This window comes from Novosphingobium sp. TCA1, assembly GCF_009811895.1.
GTDB classification, from domain to species: Bacteria; Pseudomonadota; Alphaproteobacteria; order Sphingomonadales; family Sphingomonadaceae; genus Novosphingobium; species Novosphingobium panipatense_A.
Genome location: NZ_BLJH01000011.1, coordinates 63,264 through 84,448 on the forward strand (window position 1 = coordinate 63,264; position 21,185 = coordinate 84,448).

Genomic DNA, 21,185 nt, shown 5'->3' on the forward strand with positions numbered 1-21,185 from the left:
CCATGACCTACCTTCGCCTGCTCCAGCATCGCGCGCCGAACGGCGTGCGCTCCGTCATCCTTGCCGAGGGCGATGCCGCCCACTTCCTTCAGGGCGTCACCACCACCCGCGAACTCGCGCTGCGCGCCATTGCCGAAGGTGTGACGCTGGCCGAGGCCGCCAAGGCTTGCGCTGCGGGCGAAGCGGTCGACATCGCGGCCGAATTCGCGGCCGGCACCCTGCTGGCCCCGATCGACCATGACGATTCGGCCCACTTGCTGATGACCGGCACCGGCCTGACGCACCTCGGTTCGGCTGAAGGCCGCAACAAGATGCACGCCGCCGCCGCCTCGGGTGAGCACGTCACCGATTCCATGCGTATGTTCCTTGAGGGCCTCGAAGGCGGCAAGCCCGCCGCAGGCACCGAAGGCCAGCAGCCGGAGTGGTTCTACAAGGGCGACGGCCAGCTGCTCGTCGGCCCCGGCGAAGCGCTCACCATGCCTTCCTTCGCCAAGGACGGCGGCGAAGAGCCCGAACTGGCCGGCATCTACCTCGTCGGCGAAGATGGCGCCGTCTACCGCCTCGGCCTCGCGCTCGCCAACGAGTTCTCGGACCATGTGACCGAGCGTCACAACTACCTCTGGCTCGCCCACTCGAAGCTGCGTCAGGCCGCGCTCGGCCCGGAACTGCTGCTCGGCACCCCGCCGGAGAAGATCGAAGGCACCAGCAAGATCGTCCGCGGCGGCGAAACCATCTGGGAAAAGCCCTTCCTCTCGGGCGAGGCGAACATGTCGCATACCTTCGCCAACCTTGAGCACCACCACTTCAAGTACGACCTGTTCCGCCGCGCCGGTGACGTGCATGTCCACTTCTTCGGCACCGCCACGCTCTCGTTCAGCGACGGCGTGACGACGCAGGAAGGCGACGTGTTCGAGATCTCGGCCGCGCCCTTCACCCTGCCGGTTTCCAACCCGCTCGCCCGCGCTGCCGCTCCGGCCGCGCCGACCACCACCGTGAAGGCGCTCTGAGCCATGGATCCGATCCGCATCGCCATCGTCGGCGTGGGCAAGATCGCCCGCGACCAGCACATCCCCGCGATCGAGGGCAACCCGAACTTCAGCATCGGCGCCACGGTCAGCCCGAATCATCGCGGCCCTGAAGGCATCCCGCACTTCAACAGCCTTGAGGAGCTGATCGAGAGCGGCCCGGCGATCGACGCTGTGGCGCTCTGCACCCCGCCGCAGGTGCGCTACGACCTTGCCGCGCTGGCGCTGTCAAAGGGCATGCACGTGTTCCTCGAAAAGCCGCCGGGCGCCACCCTGGCCGAAGTGGCCGCGCTGGAAAGCCGCGCCGAGAAGGTGGGCGTCACCCTGTTCGCCTCGTGGCACTCGCGCTACGCGGCCGGTGTCGCGCCCGCCCGCGCCTGGCTGGCCGAGCGCACCATCCTCAGCGCCAAGATCGTCTGGCGCGAGGACGTGCGCGTCTGGCATCCGGGTCAGGACTGGATCTGGGAGCCGGGCGGCCTTGGCGTGTTCGATCCGGGAATCAATGCCCTTTCGATCGCCACCCACATCATGCCGCGTCCGTTCTTCCTCAAGGAAGCGACGCTCAGCCTGCCCGCCAACCGCGCCGCGCCGATCGCCGCCGATATCGAGTTCCGCGATACCGCCGGAGCCGAGATCCACATGGACCTCGACTGGCGCCAGACCGGCCCGCAGTCGTGGGACATCATCGTCGAGACCGATGCGGGCACGCTGAAGCTCTCGAACGGCGGCGCCGTGCTCACCCTGCCGACCGGCACCGAGCACAATGAAGACCTGGAATATCCGGGCCTTTACTCGCGCTTCGCCAACCTGATCCGCGGCGGCCGCAGCGATGTCGACATCGCGCCGCTGCGCCTCGTCGCCGACGCATTCCTGCGCGGCAAGCGCGACCTCGTCGAAGAATTCCACGACTGATATCCCAGGGAGGGGACTGAAAATGTTGAAGGCGCTTCGCCTGACCACTGCTGCCGTCCTGTTGAGCGCCACCACGCTCGCAGGCACGGCTCAGGCTGACACCAACGGCCAGCCGACCACCGCGACGATCGAAGCCGACAAGCCCGGCCCGGTCTACCACAAGGAAGTCTTCACCCAGTTCGCCGAGCACCTCGGCACGGGCATCTACGGCGGCCTGTGGGTCGGCAAGAACAGCAAGATCCCGAACACCAACGGCTTCCGCAACGACGTCGTCAGCGCGCTCAAGGACCTCGCGGTCCCGGTGATCCGCTGGCCGGGCGGCTGCTTTGCCGATGAATACAACTGGCGCGAAGGCATCGGCCCGCAGAACAAGCGTCCGGTCAAGATCAACACCCACTGGGGCGGCGTGACCGAGCCGAACACCGTGGGCACGCACGAGTTCTTCGAACTGATCCGCCAGGTCGGCGCGGAAGCCTATGTTGCCGGCAACGTCGGCAACGGCACGCCCCGCGAAATGGCCGAGTGGGTCGAATACATGACCTCGCCCGCCGGCTCGCTGGCGGACGAACGCGCCCGCAACGGCCACAAGGAGCCCTGGAAGGTTGCCTACTTCGGCGTCGGCAACGAGCTTTGGGGCTGCGGTGGCAACATGCGTCCCGAATTCGCGGCCGACGAGACCCGTCGCTACGCTACCTTCGTCAAGGCGCCCGCGGGCACCAAGATCCTGAAGGTCGCCGCAGGCGCCAATGTCGACGATTACAACTGGACCGAGACGATGATGCGCGTCGCGGCCGATCGTCTCGACGGCGTTTCGCTGCACTATTACGTCCACCCGGCGGGTGGCTGGCCGCCGCGTGCGCCCGCCGTCGACTTCGACGAGAACGGCTGGGCCGATGCGCTCAACGGCGCGCGCAAGATGGACGAACTGATCACCAAGCACTCGGCGATCATGGACAAGTACGATCCCGAGAAGCGGGTCTTCCTGGCCGTGGACGAATGGGGTTCGTGGTACGCACAGGATCCGGGCACCCATCCGGGCTTCCTGCGCCAGCAGAACACCCTGCGTGACGCGCTGATCGCCTCGATCCACCTGGATATCTTCGCCAAGCACGCCGACCGCGTGCGCATGACCGCCATCGCGCAGATGGTGAACGTGCTTCAGGCGATGATCTTCACCGAAGGCAACAAGATGGTGCTCACGCCCACCTATCACGTCTTCGAGATGTACAAGCCGTGGCAGGACGCGACCGTGCTGCCGATCGACATCAAGTCGCCCTGGTACGCCAAGGACCAGTACACGATGCCTGCGGTCAGCGGTTCGGCGGTCAAGGCGAAGGACGGCAAGATCCATGTCGGCCTGTCCAACCTCGATCCGAACCAGCCGAACACGGTGACGATCAAGCTTGCCGGTGTAAGCGCTTCGGCGGTCACGGGCCGTATCCTCACGGCACCGGCGATCAACTCGCACAACACCTTCGACGCGCCGAATGCCGTGAAGCCCGAGGCCTTCTCCGGCGCGACCGTGCAGGGCGGCAACCTTGTCGTCACCCTGCCGGCCAAGTCGGTCGTGGTGCTCGAACTGCAATGAGCGTGAACCACGTCCCCCAGGACCCATACGTATTGGGCGATTGGGGGACGACCCGCCTGCGCCTGTACCGCCTCGAAGGCGGGAACGTGGCCGCCCGGCTCGATGGGCCGGGCGCGCTGCAAGGCGACGCGCGGGGGGCTCTGGCCGAACGGCTGGAGCTCTGGAAGGCGGAAGGGGCGCTCGATGAGGTCGTGCTTTGCGGCATGGCCGGAGCGCCGGGCGCTCTTGTCGCGGCAGGCTATGCAGCCTGCCCGGCAGACGCCGCCAAGTGGCTGTCTTCGCGCACGCGGCTGGAAGTCTCCGGCATCCCGGTCTCGGTCCTGCCGGGGCTGAGCTGCAAGGATTCCGAAGGCGTGCCCGAAGTGATGCGGGGCGAGGAGGCGCAAGTCTTCGGCGCCCTGGCGCTCCATCCCGAACTCGCCCTGGGCGAGCATCTCGTCGCGCTGCCGGGTACGCACTGCAAGTGGGTCTCGGTGGTGAACGGCACGATCGCCGGTTTCCGCACGCACCCGACCGGGGAACTCTACGCGTTGCTGGCAGGCCAGTCGACGCTGACCGGGCCGGATACGCTCCCCGACGGCACTTTGGGTGAAGGCAGCTTCGATGACGGTTTCGCACGCGGTCTCGACCGCTGCGAGGAGCCGCTGACCACCGCCCTGTTCGAAGCCCGTGCCGCGCGGATGCTCGACGGACGTTCGAAAGACTGGTCGCGCGGATATATCTCGGGCCTGCTGATCGGCGGTGAAGTGGCGGCGCAAGTGCCGAACGGCATTTCGGTCGTCCTGATCGGCGATCCGGCGCTCTGCGGGCTCTACGATCGCGCGCTGGCGGTCCGTGGCTGCACGTCGCGCAAGATCGATGGTGATGCGGCGGTTCTCGCCGGTCTGGCTCTCGCGAAAGGACAGAAGGCATGAAGATCGAAGACGTTCTCGCCGCAGGTCATGCGCCTGTCGTCGCGATCCTGCGCGGGATCCAGACGCACGAAGCGGTCGCCATCGGCGAAGCGCTGGTCGAGGCCGGTGTGCGGATCATCGAGGTGCCGTTCAACTCCCCCGATCCGGCAGGCTCCATCGGCGCCATGGCCGAGGCCCTGGGAGACCGTGCGGCGATCGGCGGCGGTACCGTGATCGGCACCGACCTTGCCGAGACGCTGGCGGGCGTCGGCGGGACTTTCATGGTTTCGCCCAATGTCGATCCCGAGGTGATCAAGCGCTCGATCGCACTCGGCATGGACGTGCTTCCCGGCTTCCTCACCCCCACCGAGGCTTTCGCCGCCGTGGCGGCAGGTGCCAGGGACCTCAAGCTGTTCCCCGGTTCGGCGCTGGGCAGCGGCTATATCAAGGCGATCCGCGAGGTCCTGCCCAGGCAGAGCCGCGTCTGGGCCGTGGGCGGCGTGGGCGCTGCCAATGTCGCGGAATACCGCGCGGCGGGCGTCTTCGGCATCGGCGTGGGCGGCAGCCTCTACAAGCCCGGCTTCGATGCCGCCACGGTCGGCGTCAAGGCCGCCGAGATCGTCGCCGCATGGAATGCCTGCGCGGCATAATTACAAGAAATATCTGGAGAGTTTACGTGTTCAGGAACATCCTCGCCGCCGCCGGTCTGGCGGTTCTGGCCGCCTCGGGTGCGGCGGATGCGCAAGTGCAGGCGGGCGAGAAAGGAGCGGCAACGCTCAACGCCCAGCTGACCGGCGATCTCGTGGTGCATGACCCGGTGATCATCCGCGAAGGCGATACCTACTACGTCTTCAGCACCGTGGGCCGCTATATCGGCATCAAGACCTCGAAGGATATCAAGACCTGGAAGGACGCGGGCTCGGTCTTCGCGGAAATCCCCGCCTGGGCCAAACAGGCCGTTCCCGGCACCGAGGGCATCTGGGCGCCGGACATCTCCTATGTGAACGGCGAATACCGGCTCTACTATTCGGTTTCGACGTTCGGCTCGAACCGTTCCGCCATCGGCCTGGCCACCAGCAAGACGCTCGATCCCAAGGCCAAGGGCTATGGCTGGAAAGACCAGGGCCTCGTCGTCATGTCGACGCATGATGACGACTTCAACGCCATCGACCCCAATTTCGTCGAGGACGCACAGGGCCGCCAGTGGCTTTCGCTCGGCAGCTTCTGGAGCGGGCTCAAGCTGTTCCCGCTCGATGCGAAGACCGGCAAGGTTCCTGCCGGCACCGAGCCCTATGCGATCGCCCGCCGCCTTGCACCGGCAGGCGGCCCGGCGCCGGTCGAGGCGCCCTTCATCATTCCGCACGGCGGCTGGTACTACCTGCTCGCCAGCTACGACTATTGCTGCAAGGGCGTGAACAGCACCTATTACACCGTGGTCGGGCGCTCGAGGAAGATCACCGGGCCCTACCTCGGCAAGGACGGCAGTTCGATGATGGACGGCCGCGGCACGATCTTCCTGCGCGCCGACCTTGAAGAACAGCAGCGTTTCCGTGGCCCCGGCCATGCGGGCGCCTTCACCGACAAGGACGGCACCACTTACGTCGTCTACCACGCTTACGACAAGCAGGCCAACGGTGCGCCCACGCTGCGCATCGCGCCGATCCGCTGGGATGCGGACGGCTGGCCTCAGGCCGAATACTGAACCCACCTGACGGCACCCCGGTCCCCCGACCGGGGTGCCCTTTTTCCTATCGCCGGGCAGAATGTCCGGCGCCACGAATCAGGAATATCGGAGAGGATGACATGAACTTTTCCCTTTCGCGCCGGGCCTTCGCCGCCAGCGCCGCCCTGCTTCCCATCGCCTGCAACCGCGCCGCCGATACCGCGATCGGCGGCGGCGAAAAGGGCGCGCCGGTCGATCCGCTCAAGGGGCCGATCAACCCGCTGGTCAAGAACCGCGCCGATTCCCAGGTCTTCCGCCACGAGGACGGCTACTACTATCTCACCGGCTCGGTCCCCGAGTACGACCGTCTGATCCTGCGCCGTTCGAAGACGCTGGCCGGCCTTGCCACGGCCGAGGAGCGCGTGCTCTGGCGCCATGAGAAGACCGGGCCGATGTCCGGCTTCCTCTGGGCGCCCGAATTGCACCTGGTGGACGGCAAATGGGTGATGTACTTCGCGGCAGGCCCGAGCGGCGGCGGCGAGGACGTGTTCCGCATCCGCACGTATGCGATCGGCTGCGACGGCGCCGACCCGATGACCGGCAAGTGGTCGGTCCTGGGCGAATTCAAGATGCCGTGGGACAGCTTCAACCTCGATTCCACCGTCTTCACGCACAAGGGCCAGCGTTATTTCGCCTGGGCCCAGCGCGAGGAGGGCATCGACACCAATTCCAACCTCTATCTCGCGCCGATGAAGGATGCGCTGACCCTTTCGGCCGAGCCGGTGCGCCTTACCGTGCCGACGCTCGACTGGGAAACCCGCGCCTACAAGGTGGCCGAAGCCCCGGCGGTGCTGGCACGCAACGGCCGCCTGTTCATGACCTACTCGGCCAGCGGCACCGGCGCCGTCTATTGCCTCGGCATGCTGACTATCGATGAGAACGCGAACCTCATGGATCCGAAGGCCTGGACCAAGTCGCAGAAGCCGGTCTTCGCCACCAATGTCGAAACCTCGGTCTACGGCCCTGGCCACAACAGCTTCACGGTGGATGAGAACGGCAACGACATCCTCGTCTATCACGGCCGCGACTACGAGAAGATCGAAGGCGACCCGCTGCTCAACCCCGATCGCCACACCCGCGTCCAGCGCATCTATTACGATGCGAACGGCGCGCCGGACTTCGGTGTTCCGGTCGGCAACGGCGCGCTGCCCGAGCGGTTCTCCCCCGCCGTGCGCCGCGACGTGATGCTCGGCCATGACGGCACGAAGCTCATGCTCGCCAAGGGCCTGCCGATCGCGCAGACCCAGTTCCGCGAGATCGCCGGCGCTGATGGAGCGGTACAGCTTTCGCCGATCCTGCTGCGGGACCACGGCTTTGCGGTCGGCAAGGACGGCGCCGTGTCGGTCGCGCCGCTTGGCGAAGCAGGCCAGTTCCTGCGCGAGGCGGGGGAAGCCAAGGACACCGTGCGCTTCGTGGCGAAGTCCGATTCGTCGAAGGCGCTCGCGTTCTCCGGCGATGCCATCAGGCTGGCCGACAAGAACGACCCGGCGACAAGCTGGATCGTCGGATAAAAGCCCGCAACAAGTCAGACAAAGACCGTCCGGGAAGCATGCTTTCCGGGCGGTTCTGCGACCATTCTGCCACACCTCCCCGAGGTTTTTCGCCGCCCTCCCGCTTTTCCGCTTGCAAGCGATTAGTCAGACTAATAATTAGTCCGAGTAATTGAAGGGGCATGGTATGGGCCAGCCCCAATGGGAGGGTTGATCCATGGCATTCAAGCCATTCGCTTTCTGCACCGCATCCGTTTTCGCACTGAGCCTCGCCACCGTCGCCCAGGCCCAGGAAGCGACCGCGCAGGAAGCCGCTCCGCAGTCGGCCGACGAAGGCGAAGCCACTGCCGAAGACATCATCGTCACCGGTGTGCGCGCCTCGATCGTCGGCGCCATCAACAGCCGCAAGGACAACATCCAGATCGTCGACTCGATCGTGGCTGAAGACGTCGGCAAGCTGCCGGACAACAACGTCGTCGAGGCGCTCCAGCGTGTGACCGGTATCCAGGTCACCGACCGTGCCGGCGGCGAAACCGCGACGATCACCATTCGCGGCCTTTCCGATCCCGTCACCACCTGGAACGGCCGCAACATCTTCACCGCGGCAGGTACTTCGTTCGCGCTTCAGGACGTTTCGGCGAACCTCGTACGCAAGATCGACGTCTACAAGACCCGTTCGGCCGACCAGCTCGAATTCGGCCTCGCGGGCCAGATCGACGTCGCCACGCGTCGTCCGTTCGACTTCGACGGTTTCACCGTTTCCGGCCTAGCGCGCGGCATCTACAGTGAGCTGGCAGACGAAGTTAACCCCAACGTGGCGCTGCTGGTCAGCGACCGCTTCGAAACCGGCATCGGTGAGATTGGCTTCCTGATCAACGGCAGCTACACGCGCGCCAAGTATCGCAACATGAACGTCCAGGCGGGTGCGCTTGTGCCGTTTGCCACCGAGAACCCGCCTTCGGGTACCTGGCTCACGCCGCTGCAGCGCATCTTCCCGAACACCGACCCGAACAATCCGTACTGGACTCCGGGCCTGAACGCGGGTCTGCCGACCACGCCGGGTTCGACGCTGAACATCGACGGCGTCGACGTTCCCTACTACCTGTCGCGCGATGCGGTGATCAGCTCGGACCTTTACGGTAAGCGTGAGCGTCCCTCGATCAATGCCGCGCTGCAGTGGGCACCGAACGACCGTTCGACCTACACGGCCGAATTCTACTACACCGGCTTCCGCGGCAACACCTTCAACTCGATGATGTTCAGCTACGCCGACTGGTGGGGCGACCTGGGTTCCAATCCGGGTTCGACTTTCGAGCTCTATGACGGCACCAACATCGTCAAGTCGCGCCAGATGGGCAGCGTCGCCGGCTTCAACAGCGCCGACTACGCCACCAACAAGACCGACAGCTACGTCTACGCCCTGAATGCCGACTGGGACGTCGGTGATCGCGGCAAGATCACGGCCGACCTGACCTACCAGGACAGCACGAACGAGACCTCGTTCTTCGCCATGCGCACCAACCGTGGCCCGCTGGACCTTGACGTCGATTTCAACAGCGGCGGCGGCATCCCGTCGTACAGCTTCGGCACCCCCGAAGTCCTCACCGACCCCAGCGCCTGGACCGTTGGCGACCTGTTCGACAACGGCAACAAGAGCAAGGGCAACGCCTGGACCTTCATGCTCGACGGTCATTACGACTGGGACGAAGGCTTCCTGCGCCGCATCAAGGCGGGCTTCCGCTACGACAACCGCAAGGCCAGCACTTTCGTTCGCGAACAGAGCGCAGGCGCTCTGAACACTTCGCTGGCCGATCTGGGTGACGGTTATACCTTCACCAACAGCGGCTTCTTCGACGGCCGCGCCGATGTTCCGACCAGCTGGGTTCTGGCCAATGGCCCGGCGCTCTACAAGAACGCCGATGCCATCCGTTCGATGTACCAGGCAATCAATCCGAACCTGCTGCTGTCCGATCAGATGTCGTTCGGCCGCGTCTTCGACATCAACGAAGTCACGCTCTCCGCGTACCTGCTGGCCGATGGCGAAGTCGAGATCTTCGGCCGTCCGCTCATGGTCGAAGGCGGCGTGCGCATGGTCGCGATCGATACCGACTACAACTACTTCGATCGCTACAACGGCTTTGCACGTACGGGCGTCTCGACCGGCGAAGTGAAGTTCCTGCCGAGCTTCACCGCCCGCTACGAGATCACGCCGACCCTGCGTCTGCGCTTCAACTACGGCGAAACCCTGCGTCGTCCGGCCTTCGGCGACCTCAACCCGAACGTGACCCTCACGGGCGACCTTTCGGGTCTGGGCTTCGGCACCGGCAGCGCCGGGAACGCGAACCTGAAGTCGACGACGTCGAAGAACTTCGACCTCGCGCTGGAATGGTACTTCGAGCGCAACAGCGCGATCTACGTCACTGGTTTCCGCCGCGAAATCCAGGGCCTGGTGGTTCCGCTCACGACACTTGAGTACATCCCGAACAACAACATCCAGGGCAGCACGGCTACCGACTACTTCCAGGTCACCCGTCCGACCAACGCGTCCGACGGTGTGCTCAAGGGCGTGGAAATCGGCCTGACTTACTTCCCGACCTACCTGCCGAGCATCCTCGACGGCCTGGGCTTCCAGGGCAGCGCGACGATCCTCGACTCCGAGCAGACGATCCCCGAAACCGACGCGGCCGGCAACACGGTCCTGACCAAGTCGGCCTTCTTCGCGGTTTCGAAGTTCTCGTACAACGCCACGCTGGCTTACGAGCGCGGTCCGGTCGGCGCACGTCTCTCCTACGTGTGGCGCAAGGGCTTCCTCAACAACAACGAGGCGCGTGCCTTCGCCAACCCGATCGGCATGTGGCGCAAGCCTGAAAAGAGCCTGGACTTCCAGCTCACCTACAACGTGACCAAGGACATCGGCCTGACCTTCGACGCGGTGAACATCACCAAGTCGAAGCAGCAGAACTACTACAAGTTCGAGGATGCCGGTGGTCCGCAGACGATGAACTCGAGCACGCTGCTGATCGATCGCACTTTCGCGCTCGGCGTCCGCTTCAAGTTCTGACCTGAAAAAGCAGGTCGCGACGCACGCCATTCCGCGTCGCGGCCTGCCACGGGCGGCCGTTTCTTGCCGGGTTCCTCTCCCAACACAGGCCCGGCAGGGACGGCCGCCATTTTTATTCTTGCATCTGCTGACGCTCGCCAGACCATGAAGGGGTAACGATGCGCGGAAATATTCGGACGATCCTCGCCACCGCGGCACTTCTTGCGAGCGGGGCCAGCGTGCCGCTTGCCGCGTCTTCTTCTTCAACGACGGTCTCCGCAGCGACCTCTCCCCGGCTCGATGCCGCTGCCATCGCCAAGGCCCGCTTCGGCAACGATGCGGCCTGGTACGAACAGCGCATTCCCTTCTTCGAAAGCGCCGATCCGAAGATCGATGGCGTCTACTACTATCGCTGGGGCCTGTTCCGGGCGCATCAGCGCGATCTGGGCGCGCAGGGCTATATCACCACCGAGTTCGCGGACGACGTGGACTGGCAGCGCCATCCCTTCGCCAGCCTCAACGACGCCAGCGGCTTCCATATCGCCGAAGGCCGCTGGCTGAACGACCGCCGCTTTACGGCCGACTACATCGACTTCATGTACGAGGGCGGCAACGACCGCCACTTTACCGATCACATGGCGGACTCGGTCTGGGGCCGCTATCTGGTCGACGGCGACCGCAATGCCGTGCTCGCGCACCTCAAGACCATGCGGCATATCTACCGCCTGTGGGACGAGAAGTTCGATTTCACCAAGGGACTCTACTTCGTCGAACCCCTGCTGGACGCGACCGAGTACACCGTTTCCTCGATCGACGCCTCGGGCGGCAAGGATGGGTTCCGGGGCGGCGATTCCTTCCGCCCCTCGGTCAATAGCTACATGTTCGCCAATGCCCGCGCGCTCTCGCGCATGGCGGAAATGGCGGGCGACACGGCCATGGCGAAGGAGTACGCCGACCGCGCCGAAGCGCTGCGCACGCGCGTGCTGGAGGACCTGTGGAGCCCGAAGCTGGGCCATTTCGTGGACCGATACCAGGTCGATAACGAGTATGTGAAGTATTGGGACCAGATCCGTAACCGTGAACTGGTGGGTTACCTGCCGTGGATGTTCGACCTTGTCCCGGACGAGGCGAAGTATTCCGGCGCATGGGCGCATCTGCTCGATCCGAATGCGCTTGCGGGGAAGGCGGGCATGCGGACGGTCGAGCAGAACTACGAATACTACATGCGCCAGTACCGCTATCTCGGCTCTGCGCCCGAGTGCCAGTGGAACGGCCCGATCTGGCCTTACCAGACCACCCAGGTCCTGACCGGCATGGCCAACCTGCTCGACCATTACGGCCAGAAAGGCCCGGTGACGCGCAGCGACTACATGCGCCTGCTGCGCCAGTACACGCAGCTTCACCATCAGGGCGATGGCAAGAACGGGCGGCTGGACCTTGAGGAGGACTACCATCCCGAGACCGGCAAGCCGATCGTCGGGCTGGACCGCAGCCACCACTATTTCCACTCCGGCTATCTCGACCTGATCCTGACTGGCCTGGTCGGCATCCGCCCACGCGCGGACGACGTGCTGGAAGTGAACCCGCTGCTGCCGGCTGCGGGCGATCCGCAGGCGCTAGGCTGGTTCCATATCGAGCGCGTGCCCTACCACGGCCATCAGGTCTCGGTGACCTGGGATGCCGACGGCAAGCGCTATGGCCGCAAGGGGCTGACGATCACGGTGGACGGCAGCGAAGTGGCGCATCGTGCCGATCTCGGCCGCATCGAAGTGCCGCTGGCGCGCAAGGCCAATGTGCCCGTGGTGCGCGAAACGAACCTGGCCGTGCAACTGGTGCGCGAAAACTTCCCCAAGGCGAGCGCCTCTTCGGGCAGCGAGGCGGAAAACCTCCACGACGGTATCGACGGCCGTGCCTGGTTCTATCCCGAACTGCCGAACGGCTGGGATTCGGCCGCAGGGCCTGCCGAGCAGTGGTATGCAGTGGACTTCGGCAAGACGGTCACGCTGGGCGCCACGGAACTGGCCTTCTTCGCGGACGGCGGAAAGTTCGCGGCCCCTCGCAAGGTCCGCATCGAGGCCTGGCAGAACGGTCGCTGGCAGACTGTGGCCATGCCTGCCGCCGCGCCCCTGGCGAACGGCGTGACGCGGCTGAACTGGACCCCGGTTCAGGCCGAGCGCATCCGCGTGGTGATGACGCCTGCGGGCAGGAAGGCGATCCGTCTGGCCGAGCTCAAGGCTTTCGTCCGCTGAGTTACCCTTCCGGCAGTCCTGTCGAGATCACGACAGGGCTGCCGGAATTTTCTTTCGTTAAGCCGAAGGAAACCCTGTCCGGCTAACTGGAATTAACCGCGGAGGCAGCTTTCTGAGAGCATGTCTCACGGCTATCCCTTCGCCTCGTTCGCTGCGGCCACTTCGTGCTTCGCAGGTCTTTCGACCCTGATGCCCGGCTGGATGGCCGGTATCGCCGCCGCGCATATAGCCTGCGCGGTGCTGTTCATGGGGCTTTTCAAGCACGAGACCTCTTAGGCGCCGGCTTTCCCTGCGAGCAGCTCCGGCGTCAGCACTTGCGGCAATTGCTCGGCCTTGCCGGAGCCGCCCGCGTACCAGACGTAGAGCGGAACCCCGGCGGCGCCTTGGGCGGTGAGGTAGCGGGTGATCTCGGGATCGCGCCGCGTCCAGTCTCCGCGCAGCACGACGACACCGGCTTTTTCGAAAGCGGCGCGGGTATCTTCGCGCTCGATGGCGACTTGTTCGTTGACCTTGCAGGTCAGACACCAGTCGGCGGTCATCCACACGAAGACCGGCTTGCCCGAGGCCCGTGCCTCGGCAAGGGCCTTTTCGCTAAAGGGTTTCGCGGCCAGCAGCGATTCCGAGGTTGTCGAGGGCGGCGCGGGCTGCGGCAGCAGGGGGAGCGCGATCACGGCGAGGGCGGCGGCTACCAGCGCGGGCGACTGTGCCGACTTGCCCCGGCGCTGCGCCTTGCCCGCCACAAGAAGCGCGGCGAGCACGAGCAGCAACGCGGCCAGAGCCGCCAGCACGAAGCCCGTTCCGCCGACTTTCCAGGTCAGCCATGCGAGGGCGAGCGCGGTGAGGCCCATGGGCAATGCCATCCAGCGGCGGAACGTCACCATCCAGCCCCCGGGCCTTGGCATGCGTCTGCGGAGCGCGGGCACGAAAGCGACGGCCAGGAACGGCAGGGCAATGCCGAGCCCGAGCGCGGCGAATAGGCTCATCGCGGGCAGAACCGGCAGTAGCAGCGCCGCGCCCATGGCGCTTGCCATGAAGGGCCCGGTGCAGGGCGTAGCGACGAACGCGGCGAGCAATCCCGTCGCGAAGGCGCCCCGCGTGAAGTTGGAAGGGGAACCGCCCGCGGCAAAGCCCGGCACGGCAAATTCGAACAGCCCCAGCAGGTTGGCGGTGATTGCCGCCGCCAGGACCAGCAGGCCGGCGACGACCAGTGGCTCCTGCAGCTGGAACGCCCAGCCCACCTGCTCGCCGCCCGCCCGCAGCGCCAGCAGCAAGGCGCCGAGGCCGAGGCAGGCAAGGATCACGCCCGTCGCATAGGCCAGTCCCTCGATCCGGGCATGAGCCTCGCTCTCGCCCGCGCGGGCGAGGCTGAGGGCTTTGAGGCTCAGGATCGGGAAGACGCAGGGCATGACATTGAGCAGCAGCCCGCCCGCCAGCGCGGCGAGCAGGAGCAGCGGAAGAGAGGGCAGTTCGGGAGCGGCCGCGTCGCTGGGGATCGGTGTTCCGCCAGCAGGAACCGTGCCGGGGCGCGCCGAGAAGGCGATGCCGTCTCCAGCGCCGTTGAGGCGCAGAACGCCGGTCAGGCTGTCCGACCCGCGCGGGTCCAGTTTGACGCGGGGCAGGGTGACGATCAGCATGTCGCCCTTCCAGGCGAACTGCTGCGCGCCCGCATAGTCGATCAGCTTGTCCTCGCCCACGAAGACATGGGGGCCTTCCAGCGGGGTGGAGGCGGGGAGGGGAATGGCGATGCGCACCGTGCTATCGTCGAGGCTGAACGTGCCTTGCGCATCGAGCGGGGCAGGCAGGCGGCGTTGCCATTCCGCGAAGCGCGGGTCGGACTCGGCGGCAGCTTCTGTGGCGGCTTTGGCGGCGATCGGCACTTCCACCGCCAGATCGACCTGTTCGGGCACGCAGATCTGTTCGGTGCAGGCCAGCCACTGGGCGCGAAGATGCACGGGGATGCGGCTGCCCGGCATGGCGCCGGAGGGCACAGTGAAGGGCACGAGAATGGCGTAGTCGCTCTCGTAGACGTGATTCATCAGCCCGGAGACGACCAGCGTCTGCGGCACCGGATAGCGTGGATTTCCGGCCTTGGCCCCCTCGGGCAGGGTCCAGTCGAGCTGCATGCCGAGGCCCGCGTCGCCGGGGTTGGACCAGTAGCCGTGCCAGCCCTTTTCGGGCTTCATGTGGATGGCGATCGTCGTTTCGCCGCCCGGTGCGGCGGCAGGACCGGCCACCAGTTCGGCCGCGATATGCGCGGGCGCCGCTGCGGCGAGGGCGGGTGAAAGCATGAGCGCCAGCAACTGACACATGAGTGCCATAAACAGGCGATAGCGGCGCTTTTCCATGAGACTCCCGTGCGTTGGGTGGCGCTTGCGTCGCGCGCGCATTCCAGACATCGCTGCATCTGCGCCGATTGCACCCAGATTTCAAGGAAGACCCCCGATGCGCCTGCTTTCCCCGTCGCTTGCTCCGCTGGCCCTGATCGCGGCTCTTGCCGTCTCGGCCCCCGCCATGGCGCAGGAAGCACCGGCCGCGCCTGCTCCCGCCGCCGCTCCGGCACCGCAGGCCCCGCCGAAGCTGATCGTGGCGATCTCGGTGGACCAGTTCTCCGCCGATCTCTTCGCGCAGTATCGCCAGCATTTCACCAAGGGCTTCACCCGGTTGCTGCAAGGCGCGGTCTTTGCCTCGGGCTTCCAGTCGCACGCGGCGACCGAGACTTGCCCCGGCCACTCCACGCTGCTCACCGGCGTTCACCCCTCGCGCACCGGCATTACCGCGAACTCGTGGTATCAGCCCGGCATCGCCCGCGCGGAAAAGGAAGTCTACTGCGTCGAGGATGAGACCAATCCCAGGTCCACGCCTGACAATCCGGTGGTCAGCCCCGTCCACCTCAAGGCCCCCACGCTGGGCGACCTCATGAAGAAGCGCGATCCGAAGACGATCAATGCGGCCGTTTCCGCCAAGGACCGCGCCGCCGTGATGATGAGCGGCCATGACACGGATGCCGTCTACTGGATCGGCGCCAAGGGCTTCACCACGTTCGAAAACAGGAAGATCAGCAAGGCCGTGGAGGCCCAGAACGCGGTAATGGCCCAGCGCGTCGCTGCCGGTGACGGCGACCTGACGGTGCCAGGCTGGTGCGGCCGGGTAGACCGGGCCACGCCGATCAAGGACTTCACCATCGGCACTTACCGCTTCCCGCTGGCGGCGGGCGACTTCAAGGCCTATTCCAATGGCCCCCGGATCGACACCGCCACCGCCGAGATGGCCGTGCGCATGGTGGACGAACTGGGCATGGGCAAGGATGCCGTGCCGGACGTGCTTTCGGTCAGCTTCTCGGCCACCGACAAGGTCGGCCATGCCTTCGGCACCGAGGGGGTGGAAATGTGCATCCAGATGAACGTGCTCGACGAAGCGCTGGCCACTCTGTTCAGCGGCCTCGATGCGCGCGGGATCGACTACGAGGTCGTGCTCAGCGCCGACCATGGCGGATTCGATGCGCCCGAGCGCCAGAAGCTCCGCGGCAACCCCGAGGCTACCCGCATCGATCCGGCGCTTTCGGCCAAGGAACTTGCCGCCGCCGTTTCGCAGGATACCGGCGTTACTGTGAAAAATGGCCCGCTGTTCTACGGCGCGGGCGAGGCAGGCAGCGTCTGGTTCTCGTCCGAACTGACGGCGGAGCAGAAGCAGAAGGTCATGGCCGCGCTCGTCGCCCGCCTGAAGGCCAATCCGCAGATCGCTGCGGTCTATACGCAGGACCAGATCATGCAGTGGCCCGAGCCCAAGGGCAGCCCGCAGGACTGGACCATGGAACAGAAGGTCCGCGCCTCCTTCGTGCCGGGCCGCTCGGGCGAAGTGCAGATGCTGACGGTGCGCGGCGTCGTGCCCGGCAAGCCCGCGCCCTTCAAGGTGGCCTCGCATGGCAGCCCCTGGGACTATGACCGCCGCGTACCGATGCTGTTCTGGCGCAAGGGCATGGTGGGCTTCGAGCAACCCACCCCGGTGGAGACGGTGGACATCGCGCCGACCCTCGCCGCCACCGTGGGCCTGACCGCGCCTGCCGGCACCTGGGACGGAAGGTGTCTCGACATCGACGCCGGAGAGGCCGATAGCTGCCGTCGATGAACGACTCTGCAGCGACACAAGACCAAAAGGCGGAATACCGCGACCTGACCATCCTGGGCGGCGGCCTCGTCGGCATGACGCTGGCGCTTGCCGCTGCCCGGGCGGGTATCACCAGCCATGTGATCGACCGGGCCGACCCGGCCGATCTGACTGCCGAGGGCGCGGATGGCCGCGCCTCGGCCATATCGACGGCGAGCTGGAACCTCTTCACCAACATCGGCCTCGCGCCTGCGCTCAAGGATCTGGGCTGCCCGATCGATTCGATCGCCGTCACTGATTCCATGAAGCCGGGCCGGATCGACTTCACGCCCAAGCCCGAGGAAGGCTCGCTGGGCCGCATGTTCGCCAACCGCGACTTGCGCCTCGCGCTTTTCGCCGCCGCGCGTGAGGAAAGGAACATTGCCTGGCACGTCCGCACCGAGGCCGTGCGCCGGGATCGCGGGCCGCACGGCGTGGAGGTGGAGCTTTCGGACGGCCGCCTGCTCAGGTCCAGTCTTCTGGTCGCCGCCGAGGGGCGCCAGTCGCCCACCCGCGATGAGGCCGGGTTCTCGCTGGCCAAGTGGGACTATCACCACCGCGCCATGGTGACCGGGCTGTTCCACGAGAAGTCGCACGAGAACACCGCCTGGGAAATCTTCTATCCCGCCGGGCCTTTCGCGCTGCTGCCGCTGCTCGACGACGATCAGGGCCGCCACCGCAGCGCGCTCGTCTGGACCGTGGCGGAAAAGGATGCGGCCGGGATCATCGCCATGCCGGACGCGATGTTCCTCCACGAAGTGGAAAGCCGCATGCACGGCGTGCTCGGCAGGATCTCGCTCTCCGCCCCGCGCATGAGCTATCCGCTGCGTTTCCACCATGCGGGCCATGTCATCGACGAGCGCCTCGCGGTGATCGGCGATGCCGCCCACGGCATGCACCCGATCGCCGGGCAGGGCCTCAACCTCGGCCTGCGCGATGTCGGTGCGCTGGTGGGGGTGCTGACCGAGGGGATGCGCCTGGGCCTCGAACCCGGCGACGCGCAGCTTCTGGCCCGCTACGAGAAGTGGCGCAGCCTCGATACTTTCATGGTCATGTCGGTGACCGACGGGCTGACCCGCCTGTTCGGCATTCCCGGCCGCCTGCCCAGTGCCGCGCGCCGTCTCGGCATGGGTGCGGTCCAGCGCCTGCCCGGCCTCAAGCGCTTCTTCATGGACGAGGCGCGGGGCATGTCGGGCCAGCTGCCGGAGCTGTTGCAGGGGTAGTAGATCAGAACGACGTTGGAGCAAAAAGCCGCGTCATCCTGAACTTGTTTAGCTTCGCTGGCCTTCGGCTCAGGATCCATTTCTGACCATCGACGGTGGGTCGCTCGGCACGATGGATCCTGGAACAAGTTCAGGATGACGGTGGTATGTAGGTGCAACGAAGCGTGCCGGGCGCCGCGCCCGACAGTTAGTGGAGCGCAAGGGCTTTTACCCTCGCACCCTAGCCTGTTCCTACTCGGGCAACACGCCTTCCGAGGCATCCGCCGAAGGCTCGTCGGTCGGCAGCGCGCCGGGCGTTGCCAGCGGGCTCGGCTGGTCCACGACATGGCCTTCGGCATCCGTCAGGCGGCGCGGTTCGAGCATGGCGGTGGTTTCGAGCAAGTTGAGCGCGTCCTGCACGTCCTGATAACGGCGGGCGTCGGCGATCCAGGTCTGCGCGGCCTGGGCGTTGGGCAGGCGTTCGACTTCGCTGATGGCATTGCCGATCCGGCGCGCCGTCAGCATCAGGCGGGCGCGGTCGATGCGTGCGGTGGGCGTCAGCAGCGTCGAGGATTCGCGGCGTACCACGAAGAGGCTGGACAGTTCGCGGCGCGCCTTCTGCCAGAGGCTTTCATCGCTCTGCGTTTCGCTGAGTTCGGGCGAGAGCGCTTCGAGGCGGGCGGAAAGCTCGTCGATGGTGACGGGGTTCTTGGAGAATTCGATCACCGCCTGCACGGCGCGCGGCTGGGCATTGGTGAAGCGCAGGCGCAGCTGGTCGGCCACGTAGCTGAGCGGCTCGCCGCGATCGACCATGCGGCGGGCGGCGAAGGCGATCAGCAGGCCTTCGGCGCGGGCGGCATTGCCCGACGCGGCATCGGTCTGAAAATCGATGCGCGAGAGGCGGTCCTCCAGCAGCGCCAGCCGCCCTTCGACCGAACTGAGCGAAGACAGCTGCTCGGGCGAGGCCGGGGCCATGGCCGCCGGAAGCGCTGGCGACGGGCTTGGCACGGGATCGGGCTCTGGTGCGGGCTGGACCTGCTGTTCTCCGCCGCGCTGCGGCAAGAGCTTGGCCAGCAGCCCGTCCTGTGCAGCCCAGACGACGAGCGCGCCGCCGAGCAGAAACGCGATGAAGGCAACGAAAAACAACCCGCCGCGTGAACGCGGGCGCGTGGAAGGATTTTGCGGCGAGGTGAAGTCCTGCATCAAGTCTGGTTCTGTCAGTTTACGATCCCGAGGGGAAGTCTTTGCACATCTCTGCAGCTAAGGCCAGCAGCGCGGCGTCTTCGGGCGCGTTCGCGTTCAATGATTTGGCCCAACCCTTGCCGGTGCGCCCACCCGCGAGATGTGCCACGCGCGGGCCTATGCAGGCCAGCGCGATCCGGCTGCGGTCGATCGTTAGCCGTTCGCATTCGGCGGCGAAATGCGCGGCGGCCTCGCCCGAATGGAGCAGCACGATCGCCTGCCGCTCCAGCAAGGCGGCAAGTTCGGGCGGGAAGGGGCGGGGCCTGCTGGCATAGACCTCGCGGGTGATCATCGTGTGACCGGCGGGAAGAACGAGTTCGACCCGCTCGCGTCCGGCGAGGCGCAGCAGGCGGCGGTGTCCGGGCGCGAGGTCCGCCATGACCGATTGCAGCCCGCCGCGTGCCACTTGCACGACCTCCAGCCCGGCCGCGCGCGCCGCCTCGGCGGTTCTGGCGCCCACCACATAGGCGGGAAGGCCGCGATAGCCTGCGATACTGCTGCCGCCGTGGCGCAGGGCGTTGGCGCTGCCGAGCAGCAGGGCGTCCACGTCCTCTCGCGCTACCGGATCCCATGCCAGCGGCGAGACCGCAAACAGGGGAAAGCCCTGCGCATCCAGTCCGAGCTTCCTGGCTGCGGCGACGGTTGCCGACGTGCCCGGTTCGGGACGGATGACGATGATCGGCGGCATCCCCGGCCTCAGGGGGCGCCCGCGAAGTGGTCCGCGATGGCGGGAACCGCGCGGGCGAGCAGGTCGGCGGCCAGTCGCGCCGGACCTTCGGCATCGCCTGCGGCGAAGCGCGCCTCGCCCTCTACCCTTTCGGCGCCGTCCGGGCTGAAGAGCGCGGCGCGCATCACCAGCGCATCGCCTTCGTGGCGGGTAAGCACGGCGATCGGGCTGTGGCAATTGCCGCCGAGGCCCGCCAGCAGCGCGCGTTCGGCCAGCACCGAGGCGCGGCTCGCGGCGTGATCGACGGCGGCAAGGAAGGAAAGCGTGCGCGCATCGTCGGCGCGGCATTCCACCATGATCGCGGCCTGGGCGGGGGCGGGCAGCCAGTCGTGCGCGTCCAGCGGATGGCCGGTGCCGGTTTCGCCCAGGCGCTTCAGCCCGGCCGCGGCCAGGAAGGTCGCGTCGGCTTCCCCGGCGGCCAGCTTGGCCAGGCGCGTGGCGACATTGCCGCGGAAGGTCACGACCTTGCAATCGGGCCGCGCATGGAGCAGCTGCGCGGCGCGGCGCGGCGCGCTGGTGCCGACCACGGCGCCTTGCGGCAGGGCGCGGATGCTCTCGGCGCCGACCAGCACGTCGCGGACGTCCTCACGCGGGAGGATGGCGCCGATCGTGAAGCTCTCGGGACGAATCGTCTCCACATCCTTGGCGGAATGGACCGCAAAGTCGATTTCCCCGCTCGCCAGCCAGGCGTCGAGTTTCTTCGTCCACAAGGCTTTTCCGCCGATTTCCGCCAAAGCGCGATCCTGTATGCGATCGCCGCTGGCGGTCACGGCAACGATCTCTATATGCGCGGGATCGATTCCGTGTGCGGCGGCCAGCCGGTCGCGCGTTTCCTCGGCCTGCGCCATCGCCAGCGGCGAGCGGCGGGTGCCAAGGCGGAAGTTTTGTTTTTGCGTGTCTGTTTGCGTCGTCATCGGCGGGTTGTGCTACCCGGCAATGTCGTCCAGTGGA

The 21,185-nt window shown here is 66.4% G+C and carries 16 protein-coding genes; 12 read left to right on the plus strand and 4 right to left on the minus strand.

Going from position 1 to position 21,185, the window contains the following annotated elements; translation table 11 throughout:
• Positions 1-2: 2 nt before the first annotated feature.
• The 10 genes from araD1 to NTCA1_RS14100 all read left to right on the plus strand — a co-directional run bounded on the left by araD1 (position 3) and on the right by NTCA1_RS14100 (position 13,196).
• On the plus strand, positions 3-1,007 hold the full coding sequence (gene araD1 / locus NTCA1_RS14055) for an AraD1 family protein (RefSeq protein WP_159830964.1): 1,005 nt from the start codon (positions 3-5) through the stop codon (positions 1,005-1,007).
• A 3-nt stretch (positions 1,008-1,010) separates the two neighbouring features.
• On the plus strand, positions 1,011-1,937 hold the full coding sequence (locus tag NTCA1_RS14060; RefSeq protein WP_086492910.1) for a Gfo/Idh/MocA family protein: 927 nt from the start codon (positions 1,011-1,013) through the stop codon (positions 1,935-1,937).
• A 22-nt stretch (positions 1,938-1,959) separates the two neighbouring features.
• Complete coding sequence (locus NTCA1_RS14065; RefSeq protein ID WP_159830965.1) at positions 1,960-3,525, plus strand: alpha-N-arabinofuranosidase; 1,566 nt, start codon at positions 1,960-1,962, stop codon at positions 3,523-3,525.
• Between the two features lie 32 nt (positions 3,526-3,557).
• Positions 3,558-4,439 (plus strand): 2-dehydro-3-deoxygalactonokinase, encoded by an 882-nt coding sequence (locus NTCA1_RS14070; RefSeq protein WP_236549325.1) that lies wholly within the window; start codon positions 3,558-3,560, stop codon positions 4,437-4,439.
• Positions 4,436-5,068, plus strand: coding sequence for a 2-dehydro-3-deoxy-6-phosphogalactonate aldolase (locus tag NTCA1_RS14075; RefSeq protein WP_159830966.1), 633 nt, complete (start codon positions 4,436-4,438; stop codon positions 5,066-5,068). Before NTCA1_RS14070 ends, NTCA1_RS14075 begins: the two co-directional genes overlap by 4 nt.
• Positions 5,047-6,120: an arabinan endo-1,5-alpha-L-arabinosidase gene (locus NTCA1_RS14080; RefSeq protein WP_201282490.1), complete on the plus strand. Its 1,074-nt coding sequence runs from the start codon at positions 5,047-5,049 to the stop codon at positions 6,118-6,120. Before NTCA1_RS14075 ends, NTCA1_RS14080 begins: the two co-directional genes overlap by 22 nt.
• A gap of 101 nt (positions 6,121-6,221) precedes the next feature.
• Positions 6,222-7,652 (plus strand): family 43 glycosylhydrolase, encoded by a 1,431-nt coding sequence (locus NTCA1_RS14085; protein WP_159830968.1) that lies wholly within the window; start codon positions 6,222-6,224, stop codon positions 7,650-7,652.
• A gap of 196 nt (positions 7,653-7,848) precedes the next feature.
• The gene (locus tag NTCA1_RS14090) at positions 7,849-10,692 is read left to right on the plus strand and encodes a TonB-dependent receptor (protein ID WP_086492916.1); all 2,844 of its coding nucleotides are present in this window, start codon (positions 7,849-7,851) and stop codon (positions 10,690-10,692) included.
• A gap of 158 nt (positions 10,693-10,850) precedes the next feature.
• On the plus strand, positions 10,851-12,920 hold the full coding sequence (locus tag NTCA1_RS14095) for a discoidin domain-containing protein (RefSeq protein ID WP_159830969.1): 2,070 nt from the start codon (positions 10,851-10,853) through the stop codon (positions 12,918-12,920).
• Positions 12,921-13,040: 120 nt separating this feature from the next.
• Positions 13,041-13,196, plus strand: coding sequence for a hypothetical protein (locus NTCA1_RS14100; protein WP_159830970.1), 156 nt, complete (start codon positions 13,041-13,043; stop codon positions 13,194-13,196).
• Here NTCA1_RS14100 and NTCA1_RS14105 read toward each other — a convergent pair.
• Positions 13,193-15,265 carry a protein-disulfide reductase DsbD gene (locus NTCA1_RS14105; RefSeq protein ID WP_159830971.1) on the minus strand — a complete coding sequence of 691 codons (2,073 nt, stop codon included), beginning with the start codon at positions 15,263-15,265 and terminating at the stop codon, positions 13,193-13,195. The genes NTCA1_RS14100 and NTCA1_RS14105 overlap by 4 nt on opposite strands.
• Positions 15,266-15,362: 97 nt before the next feature.
• Here NTCA1_RS14105 and NTCA1_RS14110 point away from each other — a divergent pair, with 97 nt between their 5' ends.
• Positions 15,363-17,045, plus strand: a complete 1,683-nt coding sequence (locus NTCA1_RS14110) for an alkaline phosphatase family protein (RefSeq protein ID WP_159830972.1) — start codon at positions 15,363-15,365, stop codon at positions 17,043-17,045.
• A complete protein-coding gene (locus NTCA1_RS14115) occupies positions 17,042-18,286 on the plus strand; it encodes an FAD-dependent monooxygenase (RefSeq protein ID WP_159830973.1) in 1,245 nt (414 codons plus the stop codon). The genes NTCA1_RS14110 and NTCA1_RS14115 overlap by 4 nt, the downstream gene beginning before the upstream one ends.
• Positions 18,287-18,517: 231 nt before the next feature.
• Here NTCA1_RS14115 and NTCA1_RS14120 read toward each other — a convergent pair whose 3' ends face one another.
• From NTCA1_RS14120 to hemC, 3 genes are read right to left on the minus strand one after another with little or no spacing between them, the layout of a single operon-like run.
• The gene (locus NTCA1_RS14120) at positions 18,518-19,468 is read right to left on the minus strand and encodes a hypothetical protein (RefSeq protein ID WP_159830974.1); all 951 of its coding nucleotides are present in this window, start codon (positions 19,466-19,468) and stop codon (positions 18,518-18,520) included.
• A gap of 19 nt (positions 19,469-19,487) precedes the next feature.
• Positions 19,488-20,195, minus strand: a complete 708-nt coding sequence (locus NTCA1_RS14125) for a uroporphyrinogen-III synthase (RefSeq protein WP_159830975.1) — start codon at positions 20,193-20,195, stop codon at positions 19,488-19,490.
• A gap of 8 nt (positions 20,196-20,203) precedes the next feature.
• Positions 20,204-21,148, minus strand: a complete 945-nt coding sequence (gene hemC, locus NTCA1_RS14130) for a hydroxymethylbilane synthase (protein WP_159830976.1) — start codon at positions 21,146-21,148, stop codon at positions 20,204-20,206.
• Positions 21,149-21,185 lie beyond the last annotated feature (37 nt).

Bases quoted from the DNA above. Each gene is read 5' to 3' on its own strand.
- NTCA1_RS14080 (WP_201282490.1), top strand. From the start codon at position 5,047: ATGGAATGCCTGCGCGGCATAATTACAAGAAATATCTGGAGAGTTTAC.
- NTCA1_RS14085 (WP_159830968.1), top strand. From the start codon at position 6,222: ATGAACTTTTCCCTTTCGCGCCGGGCCTTCGCCGCCAGCGCCGCCCTG.
- NTCA1_RS14065 (WP_159830965.1), top strand. From the start codon at position 1,960: ATGTTGAAGGCGCTTCGCCTGACCACTGCTGCCGTCCTGTTGAGCGCC.
- NTCA1_RS14120 (WP_159830974.1), bottom strand. From the start codon at position 19,468: ATGCAGGACTTCACCTCGCCGCAAAATCCTTCCACGCGCCCGCGTTCA.
- NTCA1_RS14060 (WP_086492910.1), top strand. From the start codon at position 1,011: ATGGATCCGATCCGCATCGCCATCGTCGGCGTGGGCAAGATCGCCCGC.
- NTCA1_RS14110 (WP_159830972.1), top strand. From the start codon at position 15,363: ATGCGCCTGCTTTCCCCGTCGCTTGCTCCGCTGGCCCTGATCGCGGCT.
- hemC (WP_159830976.1), bottom strand. From the start codon at position 21,148: ATGACGACGCAAACAGACACGCAAAAACAAAACTTCCGCCTTGGCACC.
- NTCA1_RS14090 (WP_086492916.1), top strand. From the start codon at position 7,849: ATGGCATTCAAGCCATTCGCTTTCTGCACCGCATCCGTTTTCGCACTG.
- NTCA1_RS14115 (WP_159830973.1), top strand. From the start codon at position 17,042: ATGAACGACTCTGCAGCGACACAAGACCAAAAGGCGGAATACCGCGAC.
- NTCA1_RS14095 (WP_159830969.1), top strand. From the start codon at position 10,851: ATGCGCGGAAATATTCGGACGATCCTCGCCACCGCGGCACTTCTTGCG.
- NTCA1_RS14075 (WP_159830966.1), top strand. From the start codon at position 4,436: ATGAAGATCGAAGACGTTCTCGCCGCAGGTCATGCGCCTGTCGTCGCG.
- araD1 (WP_159830964.1), top strand. From the start codon at position 3: ATGACCTACCTTCGCCTGCTCCAGCATCGCGCGCCGAACGGCGTGCGC.
- NTCA1_RS14125 (WP_159830975.1), bottom strand. From the start codon at position 20,195: ATGCCGCCGATCATCGTCATCCGTCCCGAACCGGGCACGTCGGCAACC.
- NTCA1_RS14105 (WP_159830971.1), bottom strand. From the start codon at position 15,265: ATGGAAAAGCGCCGCTATCGCCTGTTTATGGCACTCATGTGTCAGTTG.
- NTCA1_RS14100 (WP_159830970.1), top strand. From the start codon at position 13,041: ATGTCTCACGGCTATCCCTTCGCCTCGTTCGCTGCGGCCACTTCGTGC.